Raw genomic sequence first — 17,303 nt, 5'->3', positions numbered from 1 at the left:
GCGCGGCGAGGCTCCCACATCGGCCACCATGGAAACGTGTCGAACATTCGCGAAGCCGTCATGGACCTGGAACGCCACGCAGCCGAACAGGGTTGGGATCGCCCTCTGGGGCTGTACGCCCTGGTCCCGACCAGTGAGCTGCTGGCAGCGGAACCCGCTCTGGCGAGTCTGTTGGGGATCGACTCCCCCACCGACCCGAACGAGCTGACCCCGGTCGAGCAGGAGGAACTGCCTCCTGACGTCCCATTGGAGGAGGCTCTGGGCAGCATCCTGTGGCCCGAAGGAGTGGCCGGCTGTGCCCTGGTCATGGAACGGCTGGTGGTGAAGGGGTCGGACGAGACCCTGGCCGCCGATGAGGACCCCACCACCTCCGACAAGGAGACCGAGGAGATCCGCATGGTGGCGGGGGTGCTGCGCGACGGTTCCCGGCACTGCGCCATGCGCATGCGCGGGCACGACAGCGAGGACGAGGTGCTCAACGGCCCCGACCTGATCCCGGCGCTGACCTCGGCCCTCGCCCTCACCCTGGACCTCGACGAGAACTGAGGCCCGCGCCCTTTCCGGTCCTTCCCCTCGGTCCTCCTTCGGGACCGGCCGGGCGAATACGCGGGCCCCCGACACCATCCGGTGCCGGGGGCCCTTTCGCATCGTGCGGCCTCGCGCTAGTCGCAGCGGGGGAAATCGTCACCGCCCTCGCGGATGGTCTCCAGGGCGTCCATGGCGTCGGTGAGCGTCTCGACGCGCACCACGTCCAGTTCGCCGTAGGCCGCGGACTGGGCCACCTGGGAACAACTATCGGCGGCCACGAAGAAGTACTCGGCGCCGTCGCGCTGGGCGCTGACCATCTTCTGCGGGATACCGCTGATCCCACCGACCTGGCCGTCGGAGGTGATGGTGCCGGAGCCGGCCACCTGGGCGCCGCCGGTGATGCTCTCCTCGCTGAGGCGGTCGATGATCCCGAGCGAGAACATCATGCCCGCGCTGGGTCCGCCGATCTCTCCGACGCTGATGTCGATGTCGACGGGGAAGTCCATGTCGTCGGCGATGAGGATGCCGACGGCGGCGGAACCGCTCTCGCCCTCGACGGTCTCCAGCTCGACCTCGGTCTCCTCGCCGTCGCGCTCCAGGAGCAGTTCGACCGGCTCGCCCGGCTCACGGTCACCGACGTGTTCGACCACGAAGGCGCTGCCGACGAGCTGTTCCTTGTCGTCACCGGAGGTACTGGTGGGGACGGGCTCGCCGTCCACCGCCAGGACGCGGTCACCGGACTCCACGACGCCCTCCGCCGGCATGTCCTCGACGGCCTCGGCCACCAGCGGGATCGCCTCGTAGTCGATGTTGAGCTGGTTGAGGGCGGCGGCGGTCGCGTCGGTCTGGGAGTCGTTCATCTGAACGGTCTGCCGCTCGGTGACCTCCTCCTGGGAGCGTCCCGCGGGGAACAGCAGTTCCTCGGGCAGGACCGCCTGGCTGGGCGAGAGCCACGCCGTCACGAGGGTGAAGAGGTTGAGCCGGTGGTCGGGCCCGCCGGCGTACTGCACGGTCACCATGGACAGCGAGCCGTCGTGCTCGTAGTCGTCGGCGCCCTCGATGCCGATGATCGGCTCCCCGCCCTCCTGTTCCCCGAGCGTGTTCAGGGTGACGCCCGGCGCCGCGACCAGATAGGGCATGGGCAGCAGGAGACTCCCGTACCCGAGCCCGGCAAGCAGGACGAGTGCGGCGACAAGGGTCATGGCACGACGAAGCATGTGCATACCTTAGAGCCCCTCGGATACCTCCGGTGTTGGTGCCCTGGCGATTCGAGGGCGCCCGGGCACGAGCGTCCCGGAGACCCGAAAAGGGGCTCCGGAGGGGGTCAGGGGCCAGGGTTCAGGGTGAGCCGACCCATTCGGTCTCGCCGTCTTCGAAGGCCTGGTTCTTCCAGATGGGCACCTGTGCCTTGAGGTCGTCGATGAGTCGCCGGCAGGCCGCGAAGGCCTCTTCCCGGTGCTCGGCGGCGGCCGCGACGACGACGGCGAGGTCGCCGATCTCCAGGTCTCCGACCCGGTGGGTGGCGGCCATCCGTACGACGGGACGCCCGGGGACGCTGGTGTCGCTCAGCACCTTCTCCATCACCTCGCGCAGGCGGGCCTCGACGGTGGGGTGCGCGGAGTAGGAGAGGGCGGACACGTCACGACCGTGGTCGTGGTCGCGCACGGTCCCGATGAAGACGGCGGTGCCGCCCGCCCGGGGATGGGTCACCGCCGCGAGGACCTCGTCGACGGACAGGGGTGTTTCGCGAACTGCCGCGAGAGTGATCTCTTCCACAGGTGAACCGTATCAATCGGTGGGGCGCACGCGAGGTTCGCGCGTGCCGTGATCGGTGGAACCGTGGGTCAGCCCTTCCCGCGCTTGCGCAGGTGACGGATGGCGGCGACGGTTCCGATGGTCGCGGCGGCCGCGCCCGCCGCACCGGCGGCGGCGGTGATGGTGGCCTCCTTGCGACCGAGGGTGCGACCGGCGATGGCGTGCTTGCCGCTGTTGGACTCCAGTAGTACCCGCAGGGTCGACTCGCTGTCATGCGTCGGCTTCCAGCCGGCCTCGCGCAACGAGGCGCAGTCCACCACGCACGGGTAGACGAGGAACTTGATCTCACCGGCGGCGGCCGGGGTGATGCGGGCCTGGTGCAGGCGACGCACCGCACCGAAGGCGAGGTTGGCGGCGACCTCGAAGTGCTTCATCTCGGCGATCGCCTCGACCTCCCCCTGTGTCAGGGATCCCTCGGAGGCCACGGCGACCACGCCGTCGCGTCCCGTCACGCCGTTCAGGGCGCAAAAGGCCAGCGCGGAGACCAGGTCGTCCTCGTGGCAGAACTGCCAGTGCTGTTCGTGGCCCTTGACGGTGAGCAGCCGGGGCGCGGCGAAGTGTCTGCTCAGGAGCGTGTCGAGTTCCGGACCGACCAGTGGCGCGGGGCGCACGACGGTCACCGTCAGGCCCGGGTGCGCGCGGCGGGCGCGTTCGGCCAGTTCCTCGACCGCGGCGAAGTCGCCCATCAGGCCCTCGCTGTTGTCCGACACGCGACCGGAGTCCTCGGGCAGGGGGACGGGGTTGTCCGGCGCGGCTCCATAGACCATGCTGCTGGTGACGAGGACGACCCTGGGGACGCCTGAGGCGGCCGCGGCGGTCAATACGGTCTGAGCCGCCAGGATGTTGTGTTCGCGCCGGCGCGCCGGTCTGGTGTCCAGGGAACGGTCGTCGGCGGTGTGCACGAGGACGTCGATGCCCTCCAACCGGGACACCAACCCCGGATCGCAGACATCGGCGATCCGCCAGGTGACATCGCGCAGGTCGGCGAACTCCTGGTCGATCGCGATGATCTCGCGGGCCCGGATGGAACCTTCTGGCGCGGCCAGGCGTTGCACGAGAAGCCGGCCGACCCCGGTGGCGGCACCGGTGACGGCGACTACCGTCCCCGACCGTCCTGGGGAGCTGTGCTCTGGGCGAACCTGGCTGCTTTCGGTATTCACTCCGGGCGACTCCCAGCTAACGTGACAGTGGAGACCAAACCTAATCCTGCCTGAGGTCTGATTGTGAGCGACCTGCCTTTCGGTTTCAGCATGCCGAACGATCCCGATGACGAGTCCGGACGCCGTTCAGGCGACTCCGGCTCGGGTGCCGGCAGCGGCCGCCCGGGCGGGGGGGACTCCGGAACACCGGACGGGTTCCCGTTCGGGAATCCGCAACAGATGGCCGACATGCTCCGCCAATTCGCGGACATGATGTCGTCCCAGCCCTCCCCCGGCCCCGCCGGGGAGTCCGCGACGTCCTCGACGTCCGGAATCAACTGGGACATGGCCAAGAACATCGCGCGGCACAGCGTGTCCCAGATCGGGGACCCGAGTGTGCCGCCCGCCGACTACGCACGGATCGAGGAGGCCCTGCGCCTCGCCGACCTGTGGCTCGACCAGGCTACCGACCTCCCCTCGGGGATCCAGACCGCTCAGGCCTGGAGTCGGTCGGAGTGGATCGAGAAGACGATGGCCACGTGGGCGCAGCTGTGCGACCCGCTGACCGCCAAGACGGTTCAGGCCATGGGCCAGAACCTGCCCGAGGAGATGGCCTCCATGGCCGGTCCTCTGCTCGGCATGATCCAGCAGATGGGCGGCATGATGGTCGGCCAACAGGCCGGTCAGGCCATCGGTGGGCTGGCCCAGGAGGTGATCGGAACCTCCGACATCGGCCTGCCGCTCGCCGGTGAGGGCAACGCCGCACTGCTGCCCTCCGGGGTGGAGAAGTTCAGCGAGGGTCTGGAGATCCCCGCCGACGAGGTCCGCCTGTACCTGGCCGCCCGCGAGGCCGCCGTGCACCGCTTGTACTCGCACGTGCCGTGGCTGCGCTCGCACCTGTCGCGCCTGGTCGAGGAGTACGCCGCGGGGATGTCGTACGACGTCAGCGGCCTGGAGGACAAGCTCGGGGAGATCGATCTCACCAACCCCGAGGCGATCCAGGAGATGATGTCCGGCGGGATGGGCGCCGAGGGGCTGCTCCAGCCCGAGGACACCCCGCAGCAGAAGGCCGCCTTGGGTCGACTGGAGACCACCCTGGCGCTGATCGAGGGCTGGGTGGCGACCGTGGTCGCCAAGGCCGTGGACGAGCGCCTTCCACAGGCCGGTGCGCTCGCCGAGACCACCCGGCGCCGTCGTGCCACCGGTGGCCCCGCCGAGCACACGTTCGCGGCACTGGTCGGCTTGGAACTGCGACCACGTCGGCTGCGCGAGGCCGGGGCGCTCTGGAACGCCTTGGAGGAGGCCCGAGGGATCGAGGGGCGCGACGCCGTGTGGCAGCACCCCGACCTCATGCCTTCCGGCGACGACCTGGACGACCCGAACGGTTTCGTGAACGGTCGCTCCGACGAGGGCGTCGACTTCGACATCTCGTCGCTGACCGACCCGGACGGGGCCGAACGGCCCAAGCCGGGCGACGAGGACCAGGGCGAGAAGGGCGGCGAGTGAGCCTTCACGAGGACGCCCGGGCGGTACTGACCGCCTGGGCCGCCCCCGACGCCGGGCAGGAGGAGCTGCGCACCTCCTACCTGGCGCACCTGGAGTCCCACGACGACGCCATGTGGCGCACGTGCCTGCCCGGGCACCTGACGGCGAGCGCGGCGATCCTCTCCGCCGACGGCTCCCGGGTCGCGTTGGTCCTGCACCGGATCCACCGGATGTGGTTGCAGACCGGCGGTCACTGTGAGGACGCCGACGCCACCCTGGTCGGGGCCGCGCTGCGGGAGGCAACGGAGGAGTCCGGCATCACCGGGATCACCATGTTGCCCGAACCGGTCCGCCTGGACCGGCACTCGGTCCCCTGCGGTGGCGGAAGCCTCCACCTCGACGTGCAGTTCGCCGCGGTGGCCCCCGACGACGCCGTGCTGGTGCGCGACCCCGACGAGTCCGCGGACCTGGGCTGGTTCCCGGTCACGGACCCACCCGAACCCACCGACGACTCGGTGCGCGACCTGGTCGCCGCCGCGGTCGCCGCCGTGACGACACACGGCCCCGTCCACCCCTGAGGCCGGCCTGACCCCCGAGGTCGTGACATGTCCCTGTTCACCATCATCGCCCTGGTCGGCGGGCTCGTGGCCCACCTGTTCTACCGGCGGCTGCGCAAGGCGGCCCGGGAACTGCTCTTCGACGAGCGGAGCGGCCGGGTCGACTCCCGTGAGGCGGCCCGGATCAGGTACGGGCACACGCGTCGTTCGTTCCGTGCCGCGCAGCTCGTCTGCGCGTTCTTGTCACTGCTCCTGTTCGCGGTGGCCGGCCGTGCGACGGTCTCCGGTTCCTGGGGCGGCACGACGGCCTACGTCGTCCTGGTGTTCGGCGCGTTGCTGCTGGCCGGCGGGTACCTACTGGCGCGGGCGTACCGCGAGATGCGGGTGGCCGGCAAGGCTCTCGAAGGCTGAGGACTCGGTGGCGCTAGTCCTCGAAGGCGACCTCGTCGTCTTCGAGGTCGTCGTCCTCGGCGGCGTGGGCGCACCCCTCGGAACGGCTGCCGGCACTGTAGCCCTCCAGGTAACCCCGGGCCCGTTCGGCCTTGGGGTAGCGGCGGACCAGTTCCCAGAAGTCCCGGCCGTGGTGCGGGATGTGCAGGTGGGCGAGTTCGTGCACGAGCACGTAGTCGACCACCCATGAGGGCATACCGGCGACACGGCGGGAGATGCGGATGGCACGGGTGTCCGGGGTGCACGAGCCCCAGCGGGTGTTCTGGTTGTCGACCCAGCGAACGGTGTCGGGGAGCCGGCTCCCGCCGAGGTAGCGTTCGGCGAGTTCGACGGCGCGTTCGTGGAGTTCGCGGTCGCCGCGGCGGCGCCGCCCCTCCTTCGCGTCGAGTTTCCGCAGCATCTGGTCCACCCAGCGCTTTTCCTCTGCGCGGGAGAACGTCGCGGGCACGAGGACGACAGTGGTGTCCCCGTCCCGGTAGGCCGACACGGTACGTCGGCGACGAGGACTGCGTCGTACCTCGACTTTGGTGTTCGAGGGCACGAAGTTTACGGTAGCCCAGAGGAGCGTTTCCGAACAGGTGTGCCGTGGTCCGATATGTCATTGGGTCGACCTGATGTCCGGGTCGCCGATCCGGATCGAAATGCACCACGGTGTAGCGCGTTCTGCCCTGACCAGGCCCCTTCCGAGGTGGTGAGACAGGCCACACGACCCCGCCACGAGTCGCACCGATCGGCATTTTGGTTATCGAAACGAGACCGGGCGGCCTCCCTGGTTCAGGAGACCGCCCGATCGTGTTCACCGATTCACCGCGTGCGCCGGCGTCAACATAGCCGCGACCACGCGATTTCCATGATCGCTTCCTCCACCCGGCGCTCCTCCCGCTGGCGGGCGCGCAGCTGTCGGGCGCCGATCCTTCTGAGCTGGTGCTCGTGCGGCTCCTGCTCGGTCCGCTCCACCATTCGCATGAGTTCCTGCATCATCGCTCTTCGAGTCCTTCTCGGTCGTACGTTCTTCGTGGGACGAGGTCGTCGTGGCCTCAGGCCGCGACGGGGGCCGGGTTCTTGCGGGGGCGACCACGCGGGCGCTTGCGCGCCACGACCTGGCCGGAGACGAGCAGCTGCCCACCCCAGACGCCCCACGGCTCACCCCGTTCCAGGGCGTCCGTCAGGCACTGCTCCTTGATGGGACAGTCCCCACAGATGGTCTTCGCCGCCTCTACATCGGCGGGAGCCTCCGCGAAGAACAGGTCCGGCTCTCGACGGCAAGGAATGTCGACCTCACCCAGCTGGGGCGTTACCAGGACCGACGCAAGCATCGGTGCCCTCCAAGATCTTTGATCGTTCGTACAACGCGGTCGGTGTTCGGTCACCGGAACCGGTCCGGTGAGGGACCTGGACTCTGCGATGTCGCCGTCTACTCCCCGCCCCTTGGGGACGGAGGGCCTGACGGAGATACAAAGAAAGCCGCGGGCCCCTTTACTGGGGTCCGCGGCCACGGAGTGGAAGGCCGGCTAGGCCGGTGTCCTCCGTGGACACTCCCCCAGTGCGCCATAACGGCGCCGGGTTTCATTCAGGGCGTGGATGCCACCGGTGAACTTGCCGCGATCAAGGGCAAGTCCGGACTCGTCGCGCAGGGCGCCGATGACACCGGGTTCGGACACACTGGTCCCCTCGGACACGGGAATGCCCGCGATGAGCAGGCCCGTGCCAGAGACGGCCACGCCGCCCGGGGTGTTCATACGGTCGCCACCGAAGGTGCGCTCGAAGGCGTCACCGCTCAGGTCGGCACCCAAGCGGAAGGACGGCATGAACGGCTGCCATGTGGCTGCGAGACCGGTGGTCTCCTGGTTCTTCGTCATCATCAGATCGGGCACCTCCTTCAAAGTCGGGTACAGGGTCTTGCACCTGCACCGAGAGCGGTCATTGCGACGTTGTACACACTACGGTCGCCGAGTAGAAGACGGCAACCCATTTTTGACCTGCGAAAACGTCCGGATCCGGCCAGAACTTCCACGGAATACCGAAGGGCCGGAGGTTGCCGACTTGCCCCGCCGACCCTTCACCATGTCGTTCTGCCTGATCAGGTCAGGTTCCGTCTGTGGAGATCAGCTCCAACCCTCCGCGTCGACGACGCGGATCATCCCCTCCTGTACGACCGAGCAGACGAGCTGTCCATCGCGGGTGTACACCAGGCCTCGGGCCAGACCCCTCGCACCCTGGGCGGTCGGGGACTCCTGCGCGTACAAGAGCCACTCGTCGGCGCGGAAGGGGCGGTGGAACCACATGGCGTGGTCCAGGCTGGCCATGGCGATGCCCGCGAACGAACGCCCGTGCCGGAGCAGGACGGTGTCCAGCAGCGTCATGTCGGAGGCGTAGGTCATCAGGCACACCTGGGTGAGCCGGTCGTCGGGCAACCTCCCGTCGACCTTGAACCACACCGGGTTGGTGGCGGTCCGCAGCTCCGGGTCGCGTTCGGCCTCGAAGGACATCGCGCCCACCGGCCGCATCTCGATGGGATGCCACTGGACGAAGTTCGGCACCTTGCCGAAGGCCTCGCGCAGTCGTTCCCGGGTGCTCGACAGCTCCTCGGGCGGCGGCACGTCCGGCATCGGGATCTGGTGGTCCAGCCCGGGTTCCTCCTTGTGGAAGGAGGCCGACAGAGTGAATATCGCCTTGCCGTGCTGGATGGCCACCACCCTGCGAGTGGTGAAGGAACGACCGTCGCGGACCCGATCGACCTCGTAGACGATGGGCACCGACGGATCACCCGGTCGGATGAAGTAGGCGTGCAGGGAGTGCACGTACCGCTCGGCGGGTACCGTCCGGCCCGCCGCCACCAAGGCCTGACCCGCGACCAGACCACCGAAGACCCGTTGGGGCCCCTCCTCCGGGCTGATCCCCCGGAAGATGTTGTCCTCGATCCGCTCCAGGTCCAGGACCCTCAGCAGCTGGGCCAGGGACTGCCCGCCGTCGCCGACGTCGAAGCCTTCACTCATCCTCTTCCTCCCCGTCACCGGAACCCGGCCCCTCCGGTTCGTCACCCGCCACGAGCGCGAGCACCGCCTCACCGTAGCGATCCAGCTTCACCGCGCCGACCCCGGAGACCGAGGAGAGTTGGGACACGCTGCCCGGTTCCTGTTCCGCGATGGCCTGCAAGGTGGCGTCGGTGAAGATCACGTAGGCGGGAACCTTCTGCTCCTGCGCGGTTCGGCGCCGCCAGTCGCGCATCCGTTCCAGCAACGCCTCGTCGTAGGTGGAGGGACAGTCCACACAACGTCCGAGTTTGCGCTCGGTGACGTCGGTGAGCGTGTTGGAACACACCCGGCAGCGCGTCACCCCGCCCTTGCGCCGGTCCCGGCGCCCGCTCGTGGAGGGCGAGGCGGGTCGCAACCCGTCGAGGAACCGCGAGGGCTTACGGGTCTTGCGGCCTCCGGGCGAGCGCGCCAGGGACCAGGACATCGCCAGGTGTTCACGGGCACGGGTGACGCCCACGTAGAACAGCCGGCGTTCCTCCTCGACCTCGTCGTCACTCTCGGCGTAGATGATGGGCATCATGCCCTCGGTCAGTCCGGCCAGGAACACCGCGTCCCACTCCAGGCCCTTCGCGGCGTGCAGGGAGGCGATGGTGACCCCCTCGAAGCCGGGCGCGTGCTCGGTGGCCATGCGCGTCTCAAGCTCGTCGACGAAGTCGGCCATGGTCGCGGACCGCCCACCGGGTCCGGACTTGGCCGCCATGTCCTCGGCCAGCTGGACCAGTGCCGAGAGCGACTCCCAGCGTTCCCGGGCCTGACGGCCCTCGGGCGCGGTGTCGGTGAGCCCCATCTGGGACAGCAGGTGGCGCACCGTTCGCACCAAGGGTTCGTCCTGCTCGTCGGCCACGCCCTGCCTGGCCCCGCGCAGGGTGTGGACGGCCTGCCGGATCTCGGGACGCTCGAAGAAGCGGGTGCTGCCGCGCACCGTGAAGGGCACGTTCTGGTCGCTCAGCGCCTGTTCGTAGGCGGCGGACTGGGAGTTGATGCGCACCAGGACCGCGATCTCACTCGCGGGCGTCCCCTCCTCCAGCAGGACGCTGATCTTGCGGGCGACGCCGGTGGCCTCGGCGAGCTCGTCGTCGTACTCCTGATAGATCGGGTCCGGCCCGTCGGGACGCTGTGCCCGCAGGGTGAGGTGCTCGGCCGCGGCCGAGCCCTTGGCCTGGCCGATCACGTGGTTGGCCACGCGGACGACCTGGGGGGTGGACCGGTAGTCGCGGACCAGTCGCACCACGGTGGCGTGCGGGAAGCGGTCACCGAACCCGGTGAGATAGCCGGGGGTGGCGCCGGCGAAGGAGTAGATGGTCTGGCTGGGGTCGCCGACCACGCACAGGTCGTCGCGGTCACCGAGCCAGGCGTCCAGGAGGAGTTTCTGCAGCGGGTTGACGTCCTGGAACTCGTCGACGACGAAGTACCGATACTGGTCACGGACCCGTTGGGCGATGGCGGGGTACTCGTTGATCATCCCCGCGGTGAGTTCGAGCATGGACTCGAAGTCGAGCAGGTTGCGCTCGCGGCACAGCTCCTCGTACGCCTCGAAGACCCGCGCGACCTCGACCGCCGGCATGGGCGCCTGACGACCGGCCTTGACGATGGCCTTGTCGTAGTCGCCGGGGCGCACCTGCGTGACCTTGGCCCACTCGATCTCACTGGCGAGGTCGCGCAGCCCGGTCCGGTCCGGTTGCAGTCCCACGGCGTTGGCGGCGCGCGCCACGACCTTGATCTTGCTGTCGATCAGGGTGGGCTTCTCGCCACCGACCACCTGTGGCCAGAAAAAGGAGAGCTGGCGCAGGGCGGCCGCGTGGAAGGTACGGGCCTGGACCTTGGGCGCGCCCAGGGCACGGAGCCGGCCGCGCATCTCACCGGCGGCGCGCGCGGTGAAGGTGACCGCGAGGACCTGCTGTTCGGCGACGACCCCACCGGCCACCGCGTACGCGATCCGGTGCGTGATGGCCCGGGTCTTGCCCGTGCCGGCACCCGCCAGGATGCACACGGGGCCGCGCAGCGCGCGTGCCGCCTCGGTCTGTTCCGGGTCCAGTCCCTCCAGGACGCGGTCGGGGTCCATGGTGCTCCTGAATCTGGTCGGACGGGTGGGTCTGGGCGGACAGTCTCTCAAGTATCGGCGCCCGCCGGAGCCGATCGTCCACGGCCCCGACCTGAACAGGCCGAACGAACCGAGTGACACATTCCAGAACCAGTCGCGCCTGTGAGGCGTCCCACGTTGTGTCGAACCACCATGGGAAGCGGCTCGGGTCGCCCGGTGTTGGAACCATCGGGATCCTCCCGAACCATGGCAGTCGACGCGGAAAAGACGTGAGCGAGATGACGAGTACCGGTACCGAGCGATTCACGATGTACACCACCCCCTGGTGCGGCTACTGCAAGCGGCTCAAGAGCCAGCTCTCCCGAGAGGGCATCACCGGCCGAGAGGTGAACATCGAGGAGCACCCGGAGGCCGCGGAACTCGTCTCGAAGGTCAACGGTGGGAACCAGACAGTCCCCACCCTGGTCTTCAGTGACGACTCGGCGATGACCAACCCGTCGCTCGCTCAGGTGAAGAAGAAGTTGGCCGAGCTGTCCTAGGACCGACGGCGCGGGCCGCCCCACGCGGCCCGCGCGACGGGAAGCCCTCCCTCAGGGCGAACGCACCCCGGTCCAGGGTGGCCCGGTCGACACCGGCAAACCTGTACATGACGGGGAGTGTGGAGTTGGGGGACGACGTGAGGCCTCATGACATCGCGACCACCGACACGGTGGACGCCGAAGTGGTGCGACGCACCCCGCACGGGTGGCGCGTGGGCGGTGGGCATAACCGCCATGACGCCCCGGACCTGATCAGCGCGATGGTGCTGGCGGACCTGATCACCTCCGAGGCCGGGGGGCCACGCCCCCGCGCCCAGGCGCCGGGTCGGGCGCCGGAGGGGGCCTCGGAGGTGGACCGCCTGAAGCACACCATCGCGCAGTTGGAGCACGCGCTGCACTCTCGTGTGGTGGTGGAGCAGGCGATCGGCGTCCTGGCGGAGCGGCACACGATGCCGCCGCGCGAGGCGTTCGAGCGGCTGCGTTCCTCGGCGCGTTCGCGTGGACGCAAGGTGGCGGACCTGGCCCGAGACGTGGTGGAGAGCAGCACCAGCCCACTGACCGTCCTTCCGGACGAGCTCGGCCAGATCTGATCGGGCGCCGGTCCGATCGGACCGGCCCACCGGGGTGGCGTGCCGCGGACCGTCCGATGCGGGGGATGGACGGTCCGCGGCGCTCTATCCCTGAGCGCCTCCGCCGGCGCTTCGTCCCACCCGTCGCCCACCACCACCCTCAACGGACGCCTACGGCGCAGCCTCATCGGGTGTTCGGGGCTACCAGCCGCCGGACAGACGTCCCCCGTACCAGTGCTCGATGAGGGTGCGGGCTATGGAGACGTGTCCGGGCAGGATCACCTCGCCGGCCTCCGCGGCCGCGGCGAGTTCGGGGCGGGTGAACCAGCGGACCTCGGAGATCTCGTCGTCGGTGGCCGTGGCCTCCCCCACCGCGCGCGCGGTGTAGCCCACCATGAGACTGCGCGGGAACGGCCAGGGCTGTGAGGACAGGTAGCGCGGGTCCCGCACGATCACGCCGGTCTCCTCGGCGACCTCGCGGACGACCGCCTGTTCCAGGGACTCCCCGGCGTCGACGAACCCGGCCAGGACCGAGAAGCGCCGGGCGTCCCAGTTCGGGTTGTGGCCCAGCAGCGCCTCCTCCCGGCCGTCGCGTTCACGGTGCACCAGCATGATCACCGCCGGGTCCATCCGGGGGAACTGCTCGGTGCCCTCCTCCTCGCAGACCCGGACGTGCCCGGCCTTCTCGATCCGGGTGCGGGATCCGCAACGGGGGCAGAAGCCGTGGGTGGCGTTCCAGTTGGCCAGGGCGATGGCCCGGGTGAAGAGGCCGGTGTCGTGGTCGTCGAGGGCCGCGCCGACCTCGCGCAACGAGGCGGGTTCGGCGACGGGGTTCACCGCCAACTCCTGTTCGGAGCGCACCGCGAAGTACGCGCGTTCGCCGTCGCTGCCCAGGAGGTAGCGCTCGCCCTTGGGCGCCTGCTCGGGCGTGATGAGGACGAGTTCGCGGGTCCGGCCGGTGGTGACCAGGGCGCGGGACTGCTTGACCATCAGCGCTTGCCAACCGTGGCTTCCGGGCTCGCCGCCCTCCAGGACCAGCACTCGGGTGTTCGTGTCGGCCCAGGCCTTGGCCAGCCACTCGTCGTCACCTCGACGGTGTCCGGCGGAGTCGACCGAGGCGCGGGAGAGTGCGGGTACGGCGTCGAAGTCCATGGGACCTTCCTGTAATCGTGCGCGACACACCAGGTGTAACGCGTTCGGGGGCGCCGTGCACTCCCGACGGATGAACCCGCGCACTTCCGGGTGAGAAGTGCGCGGGTGCGACCGTTGAGCGGGTCAGGCTCCCTTGCCCAGTTCCTCCCACAGATGGGCGGCGCTCTCGGCGCCCTTGAGCAACAGCGGCATCTCGACCTTCTCGTTGGGGGCGTGGATGCGGTCCTCGTTGAGGCCCACGGCCACGAACACCAGAGGGGTCTGGAGGATGTCGGCGATGTCGGCCTCGGGCCCGCTGCCGCCCTCGCGGGTGAACAGGACCTCCTTGCCGAAGGCGCGGCTCATGGCGGCGCGGGCGGCCTTCAGGGCGGTGGAGTCCAGGTCGGAGGCGCAGGCGCGCACACCGGGGCCACCGAACTCCAGTTCGGCGTGGACGCCGTCGGGGGTGTTGGCCTCCACGTACTCGCGGACGCGGTCCTGGATCGTCAGGGGCTCCTGCCCGGGGACCAGCCGGAAGCTGATCTTGGCGTGCGCGGAGCGCGGGACGATCGTCTTGCCGCCGGCGCCGGTGTGGCCGCCCCACATGCCGTTGATCTCGGCGGTGGGCCGCAACCAGACACGTTCCAGGGTGCTGTAGCCCTTCTCGCCACGGGCCGCGGTGGACGCGGCGGTGGCCAGCCACTCCTTCTCGTCGAAGGGGAGCCGGGCGATGAGCTCGCGTTCCTGCTCACTGGCCTCGACGACACCGTCGTAGAAGCCGGGGATCGCGACGCGGTCGTCGCCGTCGTGCAGCCCGGAGAGCAGGTCGCTCATGATCTTGAGCGGGTTGGGGACGGCACCACCGAAGGAGCCGCTGTGCAGGTCGCGTTCGGGCCCGTACAGGTTGATGTCGACATCGGTGACGCCGCGCATGCCCACGCACATGGAGGGGGTGTCGGGCGCCCACATGGTGGTGTCGGAGATGACGGCGACGTCGCAGGCCAAACGTTCGCGGTTGGTCCTCATCAGCTCGGCGAAGTGCACCGAGCCGGACTCCTCCTCACCTTCGACCAGCAGCTTGACCGTGACCGGTGGGGCGTCCGCGCCGGAGACGGCCAGGGCCGCGCGCACGCCCAGGGCGTGGAAGAGCACCTGGCCCTTGTCGTCGGAGGAGCCGCGCGCGTACAGGGAGGTGCCACGCTCGGTGGGGACGAACGGTTCGGTCTCCCACTCTTGGAGCGGGTCGACCGGCTGGACGTCGTGGTGACCGTAGACCAGCACGGTGGGCGCGTCGGGGTCGGCGGCGGGCCATTCGGCGAACACGGCGGGCAGGCCGGGGGTCTCCCAGACCTCGACCGTGGGGAAGCCGGTCTCGGTGAGGTGGTCGGCGAGCCATCGGGCCGAACGTCGCACGTCGTCGTGGTGCGCGGGGTCGGCGGAGATCGAGGGGATCGCCAGCCACTCCTTGAGCGCTCTGAAGAACTCGTCCTTGTGGTCGTCGATGTAGGCGCGTGCGTCCATATCCCGTCCTTGTCCTGGACATCCTTGTCGAATTCGACCTTAGGACCTGGACGTACACGACATGACACACTAACCTACAACCAAATGGTTGTATTTGTTGTGACCGGTGAGAACGAACACGTGGACCGGCTGTTCCACGCGCTGTCCGACGCCACCCGCCGTGACATCCTTCACCGTTCCGTGGAGGGTCGCCTGTCGGTGTCCAGGTTGGCCGAGGACTACCCGATGAGCTTCGCCGCGGTACAGAAACACGTCGCGGTGCTGGAGCGGGCAGGCCTGGTCGTCAAGGAACGTCGCGGCCGGGAACAGCTCGTTCGCACCGAACCCGAGGCCCTGCACCACGCCCGCGCCGCCCTCGACCGGATCGAGGACCTTTGGCGCGGACGCGTGGATCGCATGGCCCTGCTGATCACCGAGGATCCCCGGGACCCCGACGAGAACGAAGATGGGGACGAGACCGAGGCATCCGGCACCTGAACGCGACCGCGAGAGGAACCGAGCCGATGAGCGTCACCAGCGTCGACAAGGACTTCGAGAACCGTACGATCACCCTGGTCTGCGACTTCCCCGTCGGTGTGGAACGGGTGTGGGAGTTGTGGGCGGACCCGCGCCGGTTGGAGAGGTGGTGGGGACCGCCGACCTACCCCGCGACCATGGAAAGGCACGAGCTCACCCCCGGGGGTGACGTCACCTATTACATGACGGGCCCGACCGGTGATCGGCACTCCGGCTGGTGGCGCGTTCGGTCGGTGGAACCACCGACCACGTTGGAGTTCCTGGACGGGTTCGGCGAGGTGCCGGGCGACGCCGGGGGCATGCCGACGATCACCATGCGCCTGGAGATCGCCGAACACGGCGACGGTACCCGCATGGTCCTGCGCTCGACCTTCGAGTCCATCGAGGCCATGGAACGGATGGTCGAGATGGGCATGGACGAGGGCATGAGCGCGGCGATGGGGCAGATCGACGACCTGCTCGTCACCTGAGTACGGGGAACCACTCGGAGCCCGTGGCACTCTGACGACAGGGGGCGGGAAGGCCCGCCCTCGATCTCGAAGGAGGACCACGTGAGCACCAACCCCCGTATCGCCGCCAGGTTCAGCGACCTGTTCGACGTTCTGGACACCGACGACGACAAGGCCGTGACCTGGGACGACTATCAACGACTCGTGGACCGTTACGTTACCGGTTACGGGTTGGCGGCCGACGAGGAGCGGGCCCGGGCGATCCAGGTCACCTACGAGTCCCTGTGGCGCAAGTTGGTCGATCTCTCCGGGGATCAGACCGGTGGACTGGACCGGGACTCGTTCGTGGGCGCCATGCACGCCGCTTCGGAGGACCGCAGCCGCTCCAACGCGGCCGAGGCCGTGGCGGAAGCCGTCTTCGACCTGCTGGACGCCGACGGGGACGGCCGGATCAGTGAGGCCGAGTTCCTGGTCTACGCGAAGACCCTGGGCGCCGAGGAGGCGGGCGCCCGCACCCGGTTCGCGCACGTGGACACCGACGGGGACGGCGACATCAGCCGCGAGGAGTTCGTGCTCTCCGCCCGTCTGTACCTGTTCGGCGACGACATCGACTCACCCGGCGGATTCGTCTTCGGCGTGGTCTGAACAGACGACGAGAGCGGCGGTGGCCTCTTCCCGGCACCGCCGCTCCGCGTGCTCGCGCACCGCTCGCGCGGCCGACCTTCCACGGGCAGGAGTGATCGGTCGGACACGGAACGCAAGAACACGAACTCGCATCGAAACGCCCAGGTCAGGAACCAGGGCCCTGGTTCTCGGGTCGATTCACATGGCCCATCTCGAAAGAACCAAGGAGGACACGATGCGGCAGTTCAGCAGTGATCGGATCATCGCCGGAGCGGCTCTGGGCGCCTTGCCCCTGCTCTTGGCCGGGTGCTCGTTCAGCTTCGGTGGACCGGGCGCCGTTCCCGCCGACGACGTCGCCGAACAGTCGGCCCGGATGCTCGCCGAGGAGGTCGGCCAGATCCCCGACGAGGTCACGTGCGCCGACGACCTTCCCGCGGAGGTGGGCTCCGAGATCCGCTGTGAGCTCGTGGACGACGGCGTCACCTACGGCGTGACCGTCACCGTCACCTCCGTCGAGGGCAACGACGTCGAGTGGGACATCGTGGTCGACGACGAAACCACCGACGGGTCCGCCCCCGACCCCGGGAACACCGCGGACGAGACGACGGGGGAAGAGGGCGGCACCACCGGGGGCGAGGGCGGTCAGGCGAGCGGTGAAACCGTCCCCGCCGCCGAGGTCGCCGAGCAGTCCTCCGCCGAGCTGGCGGAGGTCGTCGGCCAGACCCCCGACTCCTTCACCTGCTCCGAGGACCTTCCCGCGCAGGTCGGCGCCGAGATCCGCTGTGAACTCGTGGACGGCACCGACACCTACGGCGTGACCATCACGACCTCCTCGGTCGACGGCTCCAACGTCGACTGGGACATCCAGGTCGACCAGGCGCCTCAGTAGGACGGCGACGTCTCG

The 17,303-nt window shown here is 69.2% G+C and carries 21 protein-coding genes; 10 read left to right on the top strand and 11 right to left on the bottom strand.

Translation table 11 applies throughout. The annotated features are described in order from the left end of the window. The first annotated feature begins 36 nt into the window (after positions 1-36). A complete protein-coding gene (locus ACWGSK_RS04825) occupies positions 37-546 on the top strand; it encodes a PPA1309 family protein (protein WP_263363331.1) in 510 nt (169 codons plus the stop codon). A gap of 116 nt (positions 547-662) precedes the next feature. On the opposite strand, the gene ACWGSK_RS04820 is transcribed toward ACWGSK_RS04825, so the two are convergent. From ACWGSK_RS04820 to ACWGSK_RS04810, 3 genes are all read right to left on the bottom strand, one after another. Further along, positions 663-1,730 (bottom strand): YlbL family protein, encoded by a 1,068-nt coding sequence (locus ACWGSK_RS04820; protein ID WP_358503445.1) that lies wholly within the window; start codon positions 1,728-1,730, stop codon positions 663-665. A 136-nt stretch (positions 1,731-1,866) separates the two neighbouring features. After that, a complete protein-coding gene (locus ACWGSK_RS04815; protein WP_358503448.1) occupies positions 1,867-2,304 on the bottom strand; it encodes a molybdenum cofactor biosynthesis protein MoaE in 438 nt (145 codons plus the stop codon). Positions 2,305-2,372: 68 nt separating this feature from the next. Next, entirely contained in the window at positions 2,373-3,503 is a 1,131-nt protein-coding gene (locus ACWGSK_RS04810) for an NAD-dependent epimerase/dehydratase family protein (protein ID WP_358503450.1), read from the bottom strand. A gap of 63 nt (positions 3,504-3,566) precedes the next feature. Between ACWGSK_RS04810 and ACWGSK_RS04805 the strand changes: the two genes are divergently transcribed. Genes ACWGSK_RS04805 through ACWGSK_RS04795 form a run of 3 tightly spaced genes read left to right on the top strand, consistent with a single transcriptional unit; the run spans position 3,567 to position 5,935 of the window. Beyond that, positions 3,567-4,988 carry a zinc-dependent metalloprotease gene (locus ACWGSK_RS04805; protein ID WP_358503453.1) on the top strand — a complete coding sequence of 474 codons (1,422 nt, stop codon included), beginning with the start codon at positions 3,567-3,569 and terminating at the stop codon, positions 4,986-4,988. Then, on the top strand, positions 4,985-5,545 hold the full coding sequence (locus ACWGSK_RS04800) for an NUDIX hydrolase (RefSeq protein WP_358503455.1): 561 nt from the start codon (positions 4,985-4,987) through the stop codon (positions 5,543-5,545). Before ACWGSK_RS04805 ends, ACWGSK_RS04800 begins: the two co-directional genes overlap by 4 nt. A 27-nt stretch (positions 5,546-5,572) precedes the next feature. Beyond that, positions 5,573-5,935, top strand: coding sequence for a hypothetical protein (locus ACWGSK_RS04795; protein WP_358503458.1), 363 nt, complete (start codon positions 5,573-5,575; stop codon positions 5,933-5,935). A 13-nt stretch (positions 5,936-5,948) separates the two neighbouring features. Here ACWGSK_RS04795 and ACWGSK_RS04790 read toward each other — a convergent pair whose 3' ends face one another. From ACWGSK_RS04790 to ACWGSK_RS04765, 6 genes are all read right to left on the bottom strand, one after another. Beyond that, the gene (locus ACWGSK_RS04790) at positions 5,949-6,515 is read right to left on the bottom strand and encodes a M48 metallopeptidase family protein (RefSeq protein ID WP_358503461.1); all 567 of its coding nucleotides are present in this window, start codon (positions 6,513-6,515) and stop codon (positions 5,949-5,951) included. Positions 6,516-6,796: 281 nt separating this feature from the next. Next, the gene (locus ACWGSK_RS04785) at positions 6,797-6,955 is read right to left on the bottom strand and encodes a hypothetical protein (protein WP_190318501.1); all 159 of its coding nucleotides are present in this window, start codon (positions 6,953-6,955) and stop codon (positions 6,797-6,799) included. Positions 6,956-7,011: 56 nt separating this feature from the next. Next, a complete protein-coding gene (locus ACWGSK_RS04780; RefSeq protein ID WP_358503464.1) occupies positions 7,012-7,290 on the bottom strand; it encodes a WhiB family transcriptional regulator in 279 nt (92 codons plus the stop codon). 195 nt (positions 7,291-7,485) lie between these two features. Beyond that, the gene (locus ACWGSK_RS04775; RefSeq protein WP_358503467.1) at positions 7,486-7,836 is read right to left on the bottom strand and encodes a hypothetical protein; all 351 of its coding nucleotides are present in this window, start codon (positions 7,834-7,836) and stop codon (positions 7,486-7,488) included. Between the two features lie 243 nt (positions 7,837-8,079). Further along, positions 8,080-8,970 (bottom strand): acyl-CoA thioesterase II, encoded by an 891-nt coding sequence (tesB, locus tag ACWGSK_RS04770; protein ID WP_358503470.1) that lies wholly within the window; start codon positions 8,968-8,970, stop codon positions 8,080-8,082. After that, complete coding sequence (locus ACWGSK_RS04765) at positions 8,963-11,071, bottom strand: ATP-dependent DNA helicase UvrD2 (RefSeq protein ID WP_452455241.1); 2,109 nt, start codon at positions 11,069-11,071, stop codon at positions 8,963-8,965. Before ACWGSK_RS04765 ends, tesB begins: the two co-directional genes overlap by 8 nt. A 257-nt stretch (positions 11,072-11,328) precedes the next feature. On the opposite strand from ACWGSK_RS04765, the gene ACWGSK_RS04760 reads away from it, so the two are divergent. Continuing rightward, positions 11,329-11,589 carry a mycoredoxin gene (locus tag ACWGSK_RS04760; RefSeq protein WP_358503516.1) on the top strand — a complete coding sequence of 87 codons (261 nt, stop codon included), beginning with the start codon at positions 11,329-11,331 and terminating at the stop codon, positions 11,587-11,589. 170 nt (positions 11,590-11,759) lie between these two features. Continuing rightward, entirely contained in the window at positions 11,760-12,179 is a 420-nt protein-coding gene (locus ACWGSK_RS04755) for an ANTAR domain-containing protein (RefSeq protein WP_358503518.1), read from the top strand. Positions 12,180-12,359: 180 nt separating this feature from the next. Here ACWGSK_RS04755 and nudC read toward each other — a convergent pair whose 3' ends face one another. Together nudC and ACWGSK_RS04745 are read right to left on the bottom strand one after the other, a co-directional pair. Further along, a complete protein-coding gene (nudC, locus tag ACWGSK_RS04750; protein WP_358503476.1) occupies positions 12,360-13,310 on the bottom strand; it encodes an NAD(+) diphosphatase in 951 nt (316 codons plus the stop codon). Between the two features lie 123 nt (positions 13,311-13,433). Beyond that, entirely contained in the window at positions 13,434-14,810 is a 1,377-nt protein-coding gene (locus ACWGSK_RS04745) for a dipeptidase (RefSeq protein WP_358503479.1), read from the bottom strand. An 84-nt stretch (positions 14,811-14,894) separates the two neighbouring features. Between ACWGSK_RS04745 and ACWGSK_RS04740 the strand changes: the two genes are divergently transcribed. From ACWGSK_RS04740 to ACWGSK_RS04725, 4 genes are all read left to right on the top strand, one after another. Next, positions 14,895-15,287, top strand: a complete 393-nt coding sequence (locus tag ACWGSK_RS04740) for an ArsR/SmtB family transcription factor (protein ID WP_358503482.1) — start codon at positions 14,895-14,897, stop codon at positions 15,285-15,287. A 26-nt stretch (positions 15,288-15,313) separates the two neighbouring features. Then, entirely contained in the window at positions 15,314-15,796 is a 483-nt protein-coding gene (locus ACWGSK_RS04735; RefSeq protein ID WP_358503485.1) for an SRPBCC family protein, read from the top strand. A gap of 81 nt (positions 15,797-15,877) precedes the next feature. Further along, positions 15,878-16,420, top strand: coding sequence for an EF-hand domain-containing protein (locus ACWGSK_RS04730; RefSeq protein ID WP_358503488.1), 543 nt, complete (start codon positions 15,878-15,880; stop codon positions 16,418-16,420). Positions 16,421-16,634: 214 nt separating this feature from the next. Further along, a complete protein-coding gene (locus ACWGSK_RS04725) occupies positions 16,635-17,288 on the top strand; it encodes a DUF4333 domain-containing protein (protein WP_358503491.1) in 654 nt (217 codons plus the stop codon). Positions 17,289-17,303 lie beyond the last annotated feature (15 nt).

The sequence above is a fragment of the Nocardiopsis sp. NPDC055551 genome (assembly GCF_053619415.1).
This window is presented reverse-complemented; position numbering and strand designations above follow the sequence as displayed.

What these genes read in the sequence shown, in the direction of transcription:
- ACWGSK_RS04820 (WP_358503445.1), bottom strand. Translation starts at nt 1,730, where the DNA reads ATGACCCTTGTCGCCGCACTCGTCCTGCTTGCCGGGCTCGGGTACGGG.
- ACWGSK_RS04740 (WP_358503482.1), top strand. Translation starts at nt 14,895, where the DNA reads ATGGTTGTATTTGTTGTGACCGGTGAGAACGAACACGTGGACCGGCTG.
- ACWGSK_RS04795 (WP_358503458.1), top strand. Translation starts at nt 5,573, where the DNA reads ATGTCCCTGTTCACCATCATCGCCCTGGTCGGCGGGCTCGTGGCCCAC.
- ACWGSK_RS04725 (WP_358503491.1), top strand. Translation starts at nt 16,635, where the DNA reads ATGCGGCAGTTCAGCAGTGATCGGATCATCGCCGGAGCGGCTCTGGGC.
- ACWGSK_RS04785 (WP_190318501.1), bottom strand. Translation starts at nt 6,955, where the DNA reads ATGATGCAGGAACTCATGCGAATGGTGGAGCGGACCGAGCAGGAGCCG.
- ACWGSK_RS04775 (WP_358503467.1), bottom strand. Translation starts at nt 7,836, where the DNA reads ATGATGACGAAGAACCAGGAGACCACCGGTCTCGCAGCCACATGGCAG.
- ACWGSK_RS04760 (WP_358503516.1), top strand. Translation starts at nt 11,329, where the DNA reads ATGACGAGTACCGGTACCGAGCGATTCACGATGTACACCACCCCCTGG.
- tesB (WP_358503470.1), bottom strand. Translation starts at nt 8,970, where the DNA reads ATGAGTGAAGGCTTCGACGTCGGCGACGGCGGGCAGTCCCTGGCCCAG.
- nudC (WP_358503476.1), bottom strand. Translation starts at nt 13,310, where the DNA reads ATGGACTTCGACGCCGTACCCGCACTCTCCCGCGCCTCGGTCGACTCC.
- ACWGSK_RS04735 (WP_358503485.1), top strand. Translation starts at nt 15,314, where the DNA reads ATGAGCGTCACCAGCGTCGACAAGGACTTCGAGAACCGTACGATCACC.
- ACWGSK_RS04765 (WP_452455241.1), bottom strand. Translation starts at nt 11,071, where the DNA reads ATGGACCCCGACCGCGTCCTGGAGGGACTGGACCCGGAACAGACCGAG.
- ACWGSK_RS04780 (WP_358503464.1), bottom strand. Translation starts at nt 7,290, where the DNA reads ATGCTTGCGTCGGTCCTGGTAACGCCCCAGCTGGGTGAGGTCGACATT.
- ACWGSK_RS04745 (WP_358503479.1), bottom strand. Translation starts at nt 14,810, where the DNA reads ATGGACGCACGCGCCTACATCGACGACCACAAGGACGAGTTCTTCAGA.